The sequence below is a fragment of the Streptomyces sp. Inha503 genome, from assembly GCF_047215865.1.
GTDB lineage: Bacteria > Actinomycetota > Actinomycetes > Streptomycetales > Streptomycetaceae > Streptomyces > Streptomyces lycopersici.
The window spans coordinates 926,379-939,836 of sequence record NZ_CP178360.1 but is presented as its reverse complement, the minus strand read 5'-3'; the positions used below and the strand labels follow the sequence as shown (position 1 = coordinate 939,836).

Sequence of the window (13,458 nt, the reverse complement as noted above, 5' to 3'; positions counted from 1 at the left end):
TCAGTTGCTTTATTTAATTCACGCGTTTTAGAGTGGCCGCGACAGCTCACAGGAACCACGGAGACTGGAGGCCACGGTGACCGACGCACGCACCGTCCGCTCCGCCGGGACCCGCGAGGCCATCATGGCCGCGGCGGAGCGGCTGTACGCCGAGCACGGCCTGGTCGCGGTGTCGAACCGGCAGATCAGCGAGGCGGCCGGGCAGGGCAATGTCGCCGCGGTCGGCTATCACTTCGGCACCAGGGCGGATCTGGTGTGGGCCATCATGCGCAAGCACTCCGAGACGATCGAGGAGATCCGGCGGCGGATGGTGGAGGAGACCTGCGGCAGCGAGGAGGTCCGGGACTGGGTCGCCTGCCTGGTGCGCCCCGCCACCGAGCACCTGGCCACCCTGGGCGTCCCCTCCTGGTACGCCCGGTTCGCCGTCCAGGTGATGACCGACCCCGTGCTGCGGGCGATCGTCACCGACGAGGCCCTTACGCGGGAGCCGCTGCGGGAGACCCTCCACGGCCTGGGCGGCTGCCTGGACGCGCTGCCCGCCGAGGTGCGGGCCGAACGCGGCGACATGGCCCGCCAGTTGATCACCCATACCTGTGCCGAACGGGAGCGCGCCCTCGCCGCGGGGACCAGTACCCGCCAGCCGTCCTGGGACGACACGGCCGGCGCGCTCACCGACGCCATCACCGGTCTGCTGCTCGCCCCCGTCACCAGCCGTTCCCCAGCCAAGGAGGCCCGGACATGAAGATCACCGTCGACGAGGAGAAGTGCTGCGGCGCGGGCCAGTGTGTGCTCATCGCGTCCGAGGTGTTCGACCAGCGCGAGGAGGACGGCATCGTCGTGCTGCTCGACGCCGAGCCCGCCGACGTCCACCACACGGCCGTCCAGGAGGCCGCGAGCGTCTGCCCGGCCGCCGCGATCCAGCTGAGCGAATCTCCGGACTGATCAACGGCGGCCCACGCCCGACCGACCCTCGGAGGAAGACGGAGCTGCGCGGGCTGGCGAGCTGGGGCCCGCTGACCTGAGCTTCGTCGGCATGGACGATCCGGAGCACGCCCGGCTGCGCCGCATGGTCAGCGGCGCCTTCACCATCAAGCGGGTCGAGGCGATGCGCCCGGTCGTGCGGCAGATGGTGGACGACTTCATCACCCGCATGCTGGCCGGACCCAAACCGGCCGACCTGGTCCAGGCGCTCGCGCTGCCGCTTCCGTCGCTGGTCATCTCCAGGTCCTCGTCTCCGCCGTGGCCACGCCCGAGGAGCGGGCCGCCGCGCACACCAATCTGTACGGGTATCTGGACCAGTTGGTGGGGGAGAAGCTGGCCCGGCCCGGTGACGATCTGCTCTCCGGGCTCGCCCGTCGTCCACCTCGGACGCCGCCGGACGGCACTGGAGGTCATCGAGATCGCCGGCCGGACCATCCGGGCCGGTGAGGGGTGATCCTCCTCGGCGAACTGGCCAACCGGGACCCGGCCGTCTTCCCGGACCCGGACCGGCTGGACATCGGCCGGGACGCCCGCCACCACCAGGCGTTCGGCGCGGGCACCCACCACTGTCTCGGCCAGCCGCTGGCCCGGTACGACGCGGTGATCTACGGAGTGTATGAACTCCCCGTCACCTGGTAGCCGTTCCGGCTCCCGGCCTTGAGCAGCGGCGGAACGGCCGGGACCTCCGGCGCGGTGCCGATGTCCTCGGGCGTCAGCATGAACTCCTCGGGGTAGGCGTCGCGCCGGGTGCGCCGTGCGGGCTCGCTGGTGCGCCACATGTACAGGCACCGTGCGCACTGGAGCACCTCCCAGACGCCGGGGACGGGGGAGCCGGTGATGTGCTCGATCGTCTCGTGGGCACAGCGCGGGCACAGGGAGGCCGGGCGCGGGGGAGTGGTGTCGGACATCCGAAGTCCTTCCATGAGGTGGTGTGGGGCGGGGTGGGGTGCTCAGCGGGCGGAGGTGAGCTGCCGCAGCCGGGCCAGCCACTCGGCCGTCTCGGGCAGATCGCGCACCTGGGTCCCGTAGTTGCCGCGGTTGTCGGGGGCGACGGGGGTGGTGGCGTCGATGACGAGCTTGTCGGTGATACCGGGCGTGATGGCCTGCGGGGCCAGCTCCAGCACCGACAGATTGGGGATCCGCACCAGATCGCCCGCCGGGTTTATCTTCGTGGACAGCGCCCACATCACCTGGGGGAGGTCGAACGGGTCGACGTCCTCGTCCACCACGATCACGGTGGCGGCGTAGCCGAGGCCGTGCGGAGTGGTCAGCACCCGCATGCCGACGGCCTTGGCGAAGCCGCCGTAGCGCTTCTTGGTGGACACGATGACCACCAGCCCGTGGGTGTACATCGCGTTGACCGCTTGGACCTCGGGGAAGTCGCGGCGCAGCTGCTTGTACAGCGGCACACAGGTGTTGGCCGCGATCAGGTAGTCCACCTCGGTCCACGGCATGCCGAGGTAGAGGTGCTCGAAGATCGGGGCCGTGCGGTGGGAGATCCGGTCGACGCGGATGACCGGCATGTTCCGGCCGCCGGAGTAGTGGCCGGTGAACTCGCCGAACGGCCCCTCGATCTCCCGCTTGCGGCCCTCGATGACGCCTTCGATGACCACCTCGCTGCCCCACGGCACGGGCAGCCCGGTGAGCGGGGCCCGGGAGACCGGGGCGGGGGCGCCGCGCAGGGCGCCGGCCAGCTCGTACTCGTTCTGCTGGTACTCCATCGGGGTGGAGGCCACGATGGAGATCACCGGCTCGTTGCCGAGCGCGATGGCCACGGGCAGGTCCTCGCCCCGCTCCTCGGCGGTGTGCAGGTGCTGGGCGATGTCATGCATCGGCACCGGCTGGATGGCGAGCGTGCGCCTGCCCTTGACCTCGATGCGGTAGATGCCGACGTTCTGCTTGCCGCTGTGCTCGGGATCGGCGGGGTCCTTGGAGATCACGGCCGCCTTGTCGATGTAGAAGCCGCCGTCGCCGTCGTTGAGCCGGATCAGCGGAAGCACCCGGAAGAGATCGGCGTCCTCGCCCTCCAGGGTGTTCTCGGCCCACACCGGGTTCTCGCGCCACTCGGGGGCGACCGGGAAGGTGTCCCAGCGGCGGATGAACTCCTCCACCTGTTCCTTGGTGCCGGTCTCCTTGGGCAGGCCGAGCGCGAGCGCGTGATTGGCCCAGGAGCCGTGCACATTGAGCGCGATCCGCGCGTCGGTGAAGCCCTTGACGTTGTCGAAGTACAGGGCGGGGGCGTGGCCGCCCAGGCGCGGGGCGGCGTTCGCGGCGGCGGCGATGTCCGGCTCGGGCAGCACCTCGTCGTCGATGTGCAGCAGCTGGCCCTCCTTCCGGAGGGCGTCGAGGAAGCCGCGGAAGTCGTCGTAGGCCATGGGAACTCCAAGTGGGGGAGGGGCGGGGGGATCAGGCGGCGGTGGGCTTCGGGCCGCGGGCGGCGCGCATGCCCGTCCACCGCTCGGCGGCGGGCGCGGGCAGGTCGAACTGGTCGAGGAGGCGGGCCGTGAGGTGGTCGACGATGTCGTCCACCGACCGGGGGTGGTTGTAGAAGGCGGGCATGGGCGGGACCATCCGCACGCCCATCCGGGAGAGCGCCAGCATGTTCTCGAGGTGGATCTCGCTGAGCGGGGTCTCCCTCGGTACGAGGACGAGCCGGCGCCGCTCCTTGAGGACCACGTCCGCGGCACGGCCCACCAGCCCGTCGGCGTAGCCGGCGCGGATCCCGGCGAGGGTCTTCATCGAGCACGGCGCGATGATCATGCCGTCGGTGCGGAAGGAGCCGGAGGAGATGGTGGCGCCCTGGTCCTCGGGGGAGTGGGTCACATCGGCGAGCGCGGCCACCTCGCGGGCGGACCGGCCGGTCTCCAGCTCGATCGTGGTGCGCGCCCAGCGGCTGAGCACCAGATGGGTCTCCACCTCGGGCAGCCCGGCCAGCGTCTCCAGCAGCCGGATGCCGAACACGGCACCCGTTGCTCCTGTCATGCCCACGATCAATCGCATGGCGGCGCGCTCCCTCGGCTGCTCTCGGCGGAATGCTCTCGATGAAAGCGGAATGCTCTCGATGAAAGGGGAAGCGGTGATCATGGGGACTCTTTCGGTCACCCGTTCACCACAACGCACTCCACGCTAGATGCGGACCAGGGCACACCAGCCGTACACTGAAGACGCGCTATGGACAGAAACGGACACCGTGATGTCACCGAGGTTCCGTTCCGGCCCTCCGTGGGAGCCCCGCCGGGAGCGGCCGTCCTGGACTTCCCCGGGCTCGCCGCCCGCGCCCGGAGCCATGGCCTCGATGTCCACGCCCCGATGCGGCTCGCCTTCCACCAGCTGATCACCGTGCGCTCCGGGACGCTGCGCTGCTCGGTGGACTTCACCGAACACGAGCTGACCGAGGGCGGCTGGATGTGGGTGCGCCCCGGGCAGATCCACCAGTTCCGGTCCGCCCTCGGCGCGGCGGACGGCGCCGCCGTGCTCTTCCCGCCCGGTTATCTCGGCGCCGCCACCGCCGCGGTCGCCCAGCTGGACCGGCCCGCGTCGCGCTCCCCGCTGGTGGTGCCCGAGGGCGCCGACGCCGAGGCCGTCCGTGGCGTCCTGGACCTGCTGGAGAGCGAGTACCGGACGGTGTCCGGACCGCTGGAGGCGCATGTCGAGGTGGTGCGCCACCTCGTCGCCGTCCTCGTGCTGCGGCTGGCCCATCTGCCCGGCGCCCAGGGCGGGGACACGGCGGGCAGCGAGGCGTTCCGCCGCTTCCAGCAGGCCGTGGAGCGCGACTACACCCGCACCCACCGGGTGGAGGACTACGCGGACCGGCTGGGCTACAGCGTCCGCACGCTGACCCGGGCCACCCGCGCCACCGTGGGATGCGGCGCCAAGCGGTTCATCGACGACCGGGTGCTGCTCGAGGCCAAGCGGCTGCTGGTGCACACCGATCTGTCCGCCACGGCCATCGGCGAGCGGCTGGGCTTCCCGGACGCCACCGTGTTCACCAAGTTCTTCCGGCGGCGCTCGGGCGAGACCCCGGCCGGGTTCCGCGTCCGCGCCTCGGGCGCGCGGCGCTGACGGCCCGAGCGCCGCATGCGATGTTGGCGGCCCGAGCGCCACATCTGGTGGGGAGAGGCACCGCGCGCCCGCCCGGCGGGGAGCCGGACGGGCGCGCGACGAGGGACCGGTGGCGGAGGCTCAGCCCGCCGAGAGCGCGGGGTCGCTCATCCCCGCTCGGCCGGTCTCCACATGCCCGGCCAGCCGGCGCAGATAGCCGCTGTCGTGGTCGGAGACCACCGACAGGTCGTACCACTGGTGGCTGCGCCCGGTCCGCGCGGTGTGCACCACCCGCGCGCCCGGCCGGAGCCGGTAGTTCGCCGGCTTCTCCTTGTGGTAGCCGTCCGTGACGGTGAGCCGCACCGTCGTGTCGCCCTGGTTGACGAGGGTGAGCTCGACCTCCCCGGTCGCCCGGTCGTGACGGGCGCTCACCTCGGGGCCCTCACCGGTGGCGTGGCCGGTGAAGTGGCGCAGGAAACCGGCCGGACCGTGCACCTGGAGGTCATAGGCGCCGTTGTCCGCCGAGGAGCGCCGCCAACTGCCGGACAGCCGCTTGCCCGCCTCGACGGTGTAACCCCACGGCCCGCGCTCATGGCTCGTGGAGGTCACGTGGAAGTGTGCGGCGGTGCCCTTGCCGTGGTGGACGAAGTCGACCCGCAGACCGCCGTCGGCACCGGTCGTGGCATCGGCCGACAGGTCGTACGGCAGCGGCCTGGCGGGGCGCAGCCCGGACTCCTGCCGGGGCAGCGAGGGGTTCGCCGGGAGCGCCGGTACGTAGTCCGGGTGCCGCTCGTTGTCCTTGGGCCGGTAGCCGCTGGTGTCCGGCAGGGCCGGGACCTTCACATCGGTCCGGGAGAAGTCGAAGGCCTCGGTCAGGTCGCCGCACACCGCCCGCCGCCACGGCGAGATGTTGGGCTCCTCGACGCCGAAGCGCCGCTCCATGAGCCGGATGACGGAGGTGTGGTCCAGCGTCTGCGAGCACACCCAGCCGCCCTTGCTCCACGGCGACACCACCAGCATCGGCACCCGCTGCCCCAGCCCGTACGGGCCCGCGGGCTGTGAGGAGGAGCCGGGGTACAGCTCCCCGGTGGTGTCCACGGTCGAGGCGCCCCGCTCGGCGGCGGGCGCGTACGGCGGCACCACGTGGTCGAAGAATCCGTCGTTCTCGTCGTAGGTGATGAGCAGCGCGGTCCTGCTCCACACCTCGGGGTTGGAGGTGAGCGCGTCCAGCACCTGGGCGAGGTACCAGGCGCCGTAGTTGGCGGGCCAGTTGGGGTGCTCGGTGAAGGCTTCGGGGGCCGCGATCCAGGAGATCTGCGGCAGCTTCCCGGCCTTCACGTCGGCCCGCAGGACGTCGAAGAATCCGTCGCCGTTCTTGGCGTCGGTACCGGTGCGGGCCTTGTCGTACAGCGGGTCGCCGGGCTTGGCGTCGCGGTACTGGTTGAAGTACAGCAGCGAGTTGTCGCCGTAGTTGCCGCGGTAGGCGTCGTCGATCCAGCCCCAGCCGCCTTCGGCGTCGAGCCCGTCGCCGATGTCCTGGTAGATCTTCCAGGAGACCCCGGCCTTCTCCAGGCGCTCGGGGTAGGTGGTCCAGCCGTAGCCGGCCTCCGCGTTGTCCAGCACCGGGCCGCCGCCCTTGCCGTCATTCCCGGTGTAACCGGACCACAGGTAGTAGCGGTTGGGGTCCGTGGAGCCGATGAACGAGCAGTGGTAGGCGTCGCAGACGGTGAAGGCGTCGGCCAGCGCGTAGTGGAACGGAATGTCCTCGCGGGTCAGATACGCCATGGTGGTGGCCGACTTCGAGGGCACCCACTTGTCGTACGCGCCGTCGTTGAACGCCACATGGCCGTCGCCCCAGCCGTGCGGCAGGTCCTGGAGGAATTGCAGCCCGAGGTCGTTCACCTCGGGACGGAACGGCAGGACTTCCTTGGAGCCGTCGGACTGGTGCCACACCGGCTTGCCGCTGGGCAGCCGCACCGGCCGCGGATCGCCGAATCCCCGTACCCCGCGCAGGGTGCCGAAGTAGTGGTCGAAGGAACGGTTCTCCTGCATCAGCACGACGATGTGCTCGATGTCCCGCAGGCTCCCGGTCCGGCGGTTCGCCGGAATCTCCGCGGCGCGCGCGATGCTGGCGGAGAGGAGGGACATGGCCGTGCCGGTACCGGCAAGTTGCATGAATCTTCGACGGTCTATGGAGGTCATGACGCTCCGGTCTCCTGTGGCGTTCGAAGGGAAGCGGGGGGAACGGTGCAGTCTCTTCCGCCAAGACGGTACGGACAACGGCACTGGGGCGAAACGGCGGGAAAGCCTCCGTAAATCTTGATCGTGGGCCGAATCCTTGCCGCGGGTCCCGCATGCCCATACGGCCATGAACCGGATGGATGTGACGTACGACGCACCGGATGGACCGGCATCCATGGAGACGAACTCCGTTTCGCCGCGCCGAGGAAGGGCACGCGCACAGTGTGCTTCGGACCGGAGGCACGCCATGGGAGCAGCCCGGCTGCGCAAGGCGTGCTCACGGTCGCCCGAGTTGTCCGGATTGCCAGAACCTGTGGTGACACCGACGACAGCCCAAGGGAGACCGCCCATGACGTCCACACGCGCACACCCCCGAACACACCCCAAGCACGCACACGACGACGCCCCCGACACCTCCGCCGACTTCCGCCGGATCGCCGATCTGCCGGACGGTCAGGAGAGGGAGGCCCTGCGACAGGATGTCGTACGGGCCTGGATGCCGATGGCCGAGCGCATCGCCTCACAGTTCCGCAACCGCGGCGAAAGCCCCGAGGATCTGCGGCAGGTGGCCATGGTCGGCCTGGTCAAGGCGGTCAAGCGCTATGAGCCGGACCGGGGTTCGGCCTTCGAGAGCTACGCCGTCCCGACCGTGGTCGGAGAGGTCAAGCGGCACTTCCGCGACCATATGTGGGGCCTCCACGTCCCGCGTCGGGTCCAGGAGCTGCGCAACCGGGTCCGCACCGCCATCCAGGAGCTGACCCGCTCACCGGACGACCGTTCGCCCAGCGTCAAGGACATCGCCCGGCACACCGGCATGACCGAGGAGGACGTCCTCGTCGGCATGGAGGCGCTCGACAGCTTCCGCACACTGTCGCTGGACGCCGCACTGCGTGGCGCGGACGACGGCTACGCGCTGGTGGACACCCTCGGCTCCACCGAGTCCTCCTACGAGCGGGTGGTCCAGCGCGAATCCCTCAAGCCGTGCCTGCGCAGGCTTCCCGCGCGCGAGCGGGAGATCCTCTACCTGCGGTTCTTCTGCGACGAGACCCAGAGCCGGATCGCCGATCGGCTCGGCATCTCCCAGATGCATGTCTCCCGGCTCATCAATCGCACCTGCGCCCGTCTGGGCCAGGAGGTCGGCGCCCGCGCCGCGTGAGCTCCGCTCATCCGCCGCACCTCCCCGTGCGTACGCCCCTCCGGGTCCCCGCCCCGGCCACCGTCACTCATGGCGACGCACGCCTATCGTTGAGATATGCCCGACACGGCGGTGACGCTGTTCCTCTGCGGCGATGTGATGCTCGCCCGCGGAGTCGACCAGATCCTGCCGCATCCGGGCGATCCGGAGCTCCACGAGCCCTACATCCGCGACTCCCGGGCCTATGTGGAGCTGGCCGAGGAGGCGAACGGCCCGATCCCGCGCCCGGTGGACTTCTCCTGGCCCTGGGGCGACGCCCTGGCGGTGCTGGACGAGGAGGCGCCCGAGGTACGGGTGATCAACCTGGAGACGAGCGTCACCCGCAGCGATGAGTTCGCCCCGGGGAAGGACGTCCACTACCGGATGAGCCCGGACAACCTCCCCTGTCTGACCGCGGTCCGGCCCGATGTCTGCGTCCTCGCCAACAACCATGTGCTCGACGGCGGCCGGCGCGGGCTCGACGAGACGCTCGACTCCCTGGCCGCCGCCGGGCTCCGGGTGGCCGGAGCGGGCCGTGACGCGGCCGCCGCGCGGCGCCCCGCCGCCGTCCCGGCCGGGGACCACCGCCGGGTGCTGGTCTTCTCGTTCGGCGCGGCCTCCAGCGGGATCCCGGGCCGGTGGGCCGCGGCCGAGAACCGGTCCGGCATCGACTTCCTGCCCGAGCTCTCGGACGCCTGCGCGACCGGAATCACCGACCGCGTACGGCAGCTCAAGCGCCCCGGCGACCTCGCCGTCGCCTCGGTCCACTGGGGCGGCAACTGGGGGTACGGCATCTCACCGGACCAGATCCACTTCGCCCACGCCCTGATCGACGGCGGTGTGGACCTCGTCCACGGCCACTCCTCCCACCACCCCCGCCCCCTCGAGGTGTACCGCGGCAAGCTGGTCCTCTACGGCTGCGGCGACATGGTCGACGACTACGAGGGCATCGGCGGCTATGAGCGGTACCGCGACGATCTGCGGCTGCTCTACTTCCCCGAGCTCGACCCGGACACCGGCCGCCTGGTGAGCCTGCGCATGGTGCCCCTGCGGTCACGGCGGATGCGGCTGGAGCGCACCGGCCACGACGACGCCGCATGGCTGGGCGGAACCCTCGACCGGGTCGGGGCCTTCCTCGGCTCGCACATCGACGTCCGGCCCGATGACGTCCTCACCCTGCGCGGCCCCTGACCCTGCGCGGCCCCTGACCCCGCGCGGGCCCTGACCCCGGGCGGGCCCTGACCCCGCGCGGGCCTTGACCCCGCCGGGTCAGACGACCTTCCAGCGCACCAGCCCGCCCAGCACCAGCGCCCCCGGGATCAGCGGCAGCCACACCGTGATGAAGCGGTACGCCAGCACCGTGGACGTGGCCGACTCGACCGGCGCCCCCGCCGCCACCAGCGCGATGACCAGCGCCGCGTCGACCGAGCCGATACCACCGGGGGCGGGGACGACGGCCGCCACCGCCGTGGCGGCCAGATACGCGAGCATCACATGCGCCGGACGCACCTCGAGCTCCAGCGCCAGCGCGACCGCCACCAGCCCCGTCGCCTGGAGCAGCGGAAACGCCAGCGAACCACCCCACAGCGCCAGCGCCCTGGACGGCCGCGTGTGTAGCGACCGGGCGTCGGCCAGCGCGGTGCGCAGGAACGTCACCACGAGCCGGCGCACCGGACGGATCAGGGCCGCCCCGGCCACCAGCACCCCGGCCGCCGCCACCACCCCGGCCACCACCGTCCCGCTCACCGACTCCGGGAGCAGCGGGCCCAGCCGCAGCGCCTCGGGAAACGCCACGAGCAGCACCAGCAGCAACCCCACCCGGGCCGTGGCCTCCGCCAGGAAGTACAGGGCGAGCGCCGCCGAGGAGCGGGCGGGCGGCAGCCCGCAGCCCGTCATGAACCGGATGTTGACCGCGCCGGCGCCGATCCCCGACGGCAGCAGATGGTTGGCCGCCCCCGCGGCGAACTGGGTGGCGAACAGCCGCCTGGCCGGCAGCCGCTCCAGCACCGTGCCCTGCCGGGCGAACGACACCGCCACCCAGCCGAGCCCGGTGGTCGCCACCGCCGTCAGCAGCCAGTACGGATTGGCGGTGAACATCTGACGGGCGCCGGAGCCGATCAGCGAGCGGTGCTGGACCACCCAGACGGCCACGACGAGCAGCGGCAGCAGACACAGGATCTGGCGCAGCGGCAGCAGCCGGTACAGGGACCGGCGCTCCGACCGCCCCGCGGTCCGGTCCAGGGGCCGCTCCGCGGGGCGCGGCATCGCTTCAGGCATCGGTCCGGACACTCCTGTCGTCATGGGATACGTGCCGGATACGGCTCTTGGCCCAGCATCGTCGCGGAACGCGCGCCGCGCAGCGGGAGCGCGATCAGCAGGCCGAGGCAGATCCACACATAGGCGTTGCTGCCGAGGAAGCCGTCCACCCCGGTGGAGTCGAACCGCCACAGCCACACCACACTGCTGCACAGCAGCACGTACACCACCGCACCGACCTGGAGCAGCAGCCTGCGCCGGGCCGGTGGCGTGTCCGGCCGCAGCCCGCTGTCGACCAGCACCGCCAGGGCCGGAATCAGCCAGACCAGATGGTGCACCCAGGTGATGGGGCTGATCAGACAGGCGGTCACCCCGGTCAGCGCGAAGCCGGCCCGCTCGTCCCCGACGGCCACCGCGGAGCGCACCCGGTGCGCCCAGACGGCCAGCACGGCGAGCACCCCGACCGCCCACACCGCCCCGCTCGGCGGGACCGGATCGACCAGCCGGGCCAGCACCCCTTCCCACGACTGGTTGGAGACGTAGGAGAGCACCCCGATCCGGTCGGTGTCCCACAGCGCCTCGGTCCAGTAGACCCGCGAGGCCCCCGGCGCCACCGCCAGGGCCAGCAGGGTGGCGGCCGCCGCGGTGCCCGTGGCGGTCGCGGCGGCGCGCCACCGCCGGGTGATCAGCAGATAGCCGATGAAGATCGCCGGAGTGAGCTTGATGGCGGCGGCGAGCCCGATACCGCAGCCGGCGAACCGGCCACGCCCCGTGGACAGCCGCCAGGCGTCGAAGAACACCAGCACCAGCAGCAGCAGATTGACCTGCCCGAAGCTGAAGGTGTCCCGCACCGGCTCCAGTAGGACGAACAGACAGGCCGCCACCACGAAGGCGAACCACTTGTTCCAGCCGTGCCGCCGGACGATCGGCCCGATCAGCCAGGTCAGCAGGGTCGCCGAGGCGGCCACGTTGAGCACCATGCTCAGGGTGATCGCGGCCGGCCAGGTGAACAGGGCCATCGGCAGCATGCACAGCGCGGCGAAGGGCGGATAGGTGAAGCCGTAGTCCGCCCCGTCCGCGCCGGGGATGGTGAAGTCGTAGATGCGGCCGTCGCGCGTCCAGTGGCCCACGGCGTCGTAGTAGACATTGAGGTCGAACCAGTGCCGGTGCAGCGGGACGAAGGCCAGGAACAGCGCCACCGCCACCGTGAGGGCCAGCGCCAGCACCAGCCGTCCGCGTGAGGTGGTGGGCCCCGTCATGCCGAACGCTCCGATCGGTGGCCGCCGGGGACGGCGGGCAGCGCGTCGCCGGTGGCGAACCCCGGCGCGTGCCGTACGCACCACAGCGCGCACACCGCCAGCGCACCCCCGCACACGGCGTACGTCAGCTGCCGCGAATCCGGCGCGAACCCATTGGGCAGCACGGCCAGCGCGAGCACCCCGCTCCCGGCCACCACCGCCCTGCGCACCGTTCCGCCCGGACCGGCCGCGGCGATCACGAACAGCCCCCACAGCACGTACCAGGGCCGGATCGCCGGGCCCAGCACGGCCACCGCGATCAGGCTCAGCCCCAGCGCGTACACCGGCCGGGGGCGGGGCGGGCGCAGCCAGGCGGCCCCGATGGCCGCGGCGGTGGCCAGCAGCCCCAGACCGTGCCACGCGGGCGCGGCAAGTGGCGCCAGACCGCTGCCGACGGCCTCCAGCAGGGCGCCGGTGGCGCGGCCGAGCGTGCTGGTCAGCGCCCAGTTGTCCGGTGAGGCCGGGGTGGTGAGCGCGGAGATCCAGCCGTAGCCGGTGCCGGTCACGGCCGTCGCCACCCCCGTGGTGGCCAGGGACAGCGCGGCGGTGGCCGCCACGGCGCCGACGCGCCGCCCGCCGCCCTCCACCCGGCGCGCCCACAGCGTGGCGACCGCCAGCAGCCCCAGCGCCGCCGGGGCCTTGACCAGGGCGGCGAGCGTGACCAGCACCGCGCCACAGGCCGGCCATCGGCCCGTCGCGGCTACCAGCCCGGCCCCGAGCAGCCCGAGCATCACGGCATCATTGTGCGCCCCGCCCACCAGATGCAGCAGCAGGAGCGGGTTGAGGCCGCCCAGCCACAGGGCGGAGCTCGGGTCGGTACCGCAGCGGCGGGCCAGGACGGGCAGCGCGAGCACCATCAGCGCCACCCCGAGCAGCGCGATCAGCCGCAGCCCGATCACCCCGAGCGACGGCTCGGCGCGCGAGGCGTGGGCGACGGCGGATTCGAAGGCCAGCGAGACCGGGCCGTACGGCGTCGGGGTGTGCTGCCACACCGGCGCCACCTCGTCCGCCAGCGGCCCGCCGAGGCGGATGGGGCCGTGGGTGTAGACGTCGATGCGGGCGTGCACCATCGCGCCCTGGGCGAGGTAGCTGTACACATCCCGGCTGAACAGCGGCGGCCCGGGCAGCAGGGGAGTCGCCCAGGTGGCGAGCGTGATCAGCAGGGAGCGGGGCCCGGGCGGCTTCGGTCCGCGCACCTCGCGCCCCAGCAGCCACCACGCCGCGATCAGCAGCACAAGCCCGAAATAGGTGCTGATCAGGCCGAGCGCCTCGCTGCCGGAGTCAGGGGTGAGGGCGTCCCCCACCGGTAGCGCTCCGGCCGTCGCCCCACCCGCTGCCAGGGCCACCGACCCGGCGAGCCCGAGGAGCCGGCAGTGACCAGGAGTGACGGCGACACGTTGGCGGAGAAGGCGACGTACCAGCACCCGGCCAGCCTCGCGAGAGCGCATGGCCGGAAATTGACGTCGC

At 72.0% G+C, this 13,458-nt stretch carries 12 protein-coding genes and 1 pseudogene; 6 read left to right on the top strand and 7 right to left on the bottom strand.

The genetic code is table 11. The annotated features are described in order from the left end of the window. Nucleotides 1-124: 124 nt before the first annotated feature. The 3 genes and pseudogenes from ACJX2R_RS04285 to ACJX2R_RS04275 all read left to right on the top strand — a co-directional run. Nucleotides 125-742 carry a TetR/AcrR family transcriptional regulator gene (locus ACJX2R_RS04285; protein WP_413105769.1) on the top strand — a complete coding sequence of 206 codons (618 nt, stop codon included), beginning with the start codon at nt 125-127 and terminating at the stop codon, nt 740-742. Further along, nucleotides 739-942, top strand: coding sequence for a ferredoxin (locus ACJX2R_RS04280; RefSeq protein WP_413098837.1), 204 nt, complete (start codon nt 739-741; stop codon nt 940-942). The genes ACJX2R_RS04285 and ACJX2R_RS04280 overlap by 4 nt, the downstream gene beginning before the upstream one ends. A gap of 64 nt (nt 943-1,006) precedes the next feature. Continuing rightward, a pseudogene (locus ACJX2R_RS04275) lies at nt 1,007-1,620 on the top strand (cytochrome P450); the annotation flags it as partial. Here the strand turns inward: ACJX2R_RS04275 and ACJX2R_RS04270 are convergent. The 3 genes from ACJX2R_RS04270 to ACJX2R_RS04260 are packed head-to-tail and all read right to left on the bottom strand — an operon-like array spanning nt 1,587 to nt 3,981. Next, the gene (locus tag ACJX2R_RS04270; protein ID WP_413098836.1) at nt 1,587-1,889 is read right to left on the bottom strand and encodes a non-oxidative hydroxyarylic acid decarboxylases subunit D; all 303 of its coding nucleotides are present in this window, start codon (nt 1,887-1,889) and stop codon (nt 1,587-1,589) included. The pseudogene ACJX2R_RS04275 and the gene ACJX2R_RS04270 overlap by 34 nt on opposite strands. A 42-nt stretch (nt 1,890-1,931) precedes the next feature. Beyond that, nucleotides 1,932-3,356 carry a non-oxidative hydroxyarylic acid decarboxylases subunit C gene (locus tag ACJX2R_RS04265; RefSeq protein ID WP_413098835.1) on the bottom strand — a complete coding sequence of 475 codons (1,425 nt, stop codon included), beginning with the start codon at nt 3,354-3,356 and terminating at the stop codon, nt 1,932-1,934. 31 nt (nt 3,357-3,387) lie between these two features. Next, a complete protein-coding gene (locus ACJX2R_RS04260) occupies nt 3,388-3,981 on the bottom strand; it encodes a non-oxidative hydroxyarylic acid decarboxylases subunit B (RefSeq protein WP_413098834.1) in 594 nt (197 codons plus the stop codon). A gap of 171 nt (nt 3,982-4,152) precedes the next feature. On the opposite strand from ACJX2R_RS04260, the gene ACJX2R_RS04255 reads away from it, so the two are divergent. After that, nucleotides 4,153-5,043, top strand: coding sequence for an AraC family transcriptional regulator (locus ACJX2R_RS04255; protein WP_413098833.1), 891 nt, complete (start codon nt 4,153-4,155; stop codon nt 5,041-5,043). A 120-nt stretch (nt 5,044-5,163) separates the two neighbouring features. Here the strand turns inward: ACJX2R_RS04255 and ACJX2R_RS04250 are convergent, their stop codons facing one another. Beyond that, nucleotides 5,164-7,224: a phosphocholine-specific phospholipase C gene (locus ACJX2R_RS04250; protein WP_413098832.1), complete on the bottom strand. Its 2,061-nt coding sequence runs from the start codon at nt 7,222-7,224 to the stop codon at nt 5,164-5,166. Between the two features lie 388 nt (nt 7,225-7,612). On the opposite strand from ACJX2R_RS04250, the gene ACJX2R_RS04245 reads away from it, so the two are divergent. Continuing rightward, nucleotides 7,613-8,419, top strand: coding sequence for a SigB/SigF/SigG family RNA polymerase sigma factor (locus ACJX2R_RS04245; protein WP_413098831.1), 807 nt, complete (start codon nt 7,613-7,615; stop codon nt 8,417-8,419). Nucleotides 8,420-8,515: 96 nt separating this feature from the next. Beyond that, nucleotides 8,516-9,628, top strand: coding sequence for a CapA family protein (locus tag ACJX2R_RS04240; protein WP_413098830.1), 1,113 nt, complete (start codon nt 8,516-8,518; stop codon nt 9,626-9,628). A 78-nt stretch (nt 9,629-9,706) separates the two neighbouring features. On the opposite strand, the gene ACJX2R_RS04235 is transcribed toward ACJX2R_RS04240, so the two are convergent. The 3 genes from ACJX2R_RS04235 to mptB are packed head-to-tail and all read right to left on the bottom strand — an operon-like array spanning nt 9,707 to nt 13,439. Further along, nucleotides 9,707-10,714, bottom strand: coding sequence for a lysylphosphatidylglycerol synthase transmembrane domain-containing protein (locus tag ACJX2R_RS04235; protein ID WP_413098829.1), 1,008 nt, complete (start codon nt 10,712-10,714; stop codon nt 9,707-9,709). Between the two features lie 20 nt (nt 10,715-10,734). Further along, nucleotides 10,735-11,952: a glycosyltransferase 87 family protein gene (locus tag ACJX2R_RS04230; protein WP_413098828.1), complete on the bottom strand. Its 1,218-nt coding sequence runs from the start codon at nt 11,950-11,952 to the stop codon at nt 10,735-10,737. After that, complete coding sequence (mptB, locus tag ACJX2R_RS04225) at nt 11,949-13,439, bottom strand: polyprenol phosphomannose-dependent alpha 1,6 mannosyltransferase MptB (protein WP_413098827.1); 1,491 nt, start codon at nt 13,437-13,439, stop codon at nt 11,949-11,951. The genes ACJX2R_RS04230 and mptB overlap by 4 nt, the downstream gene beginning before the upstream one ends. Nucleotides 13,440-13,458 lie beyond the last annotated feature (19 nt).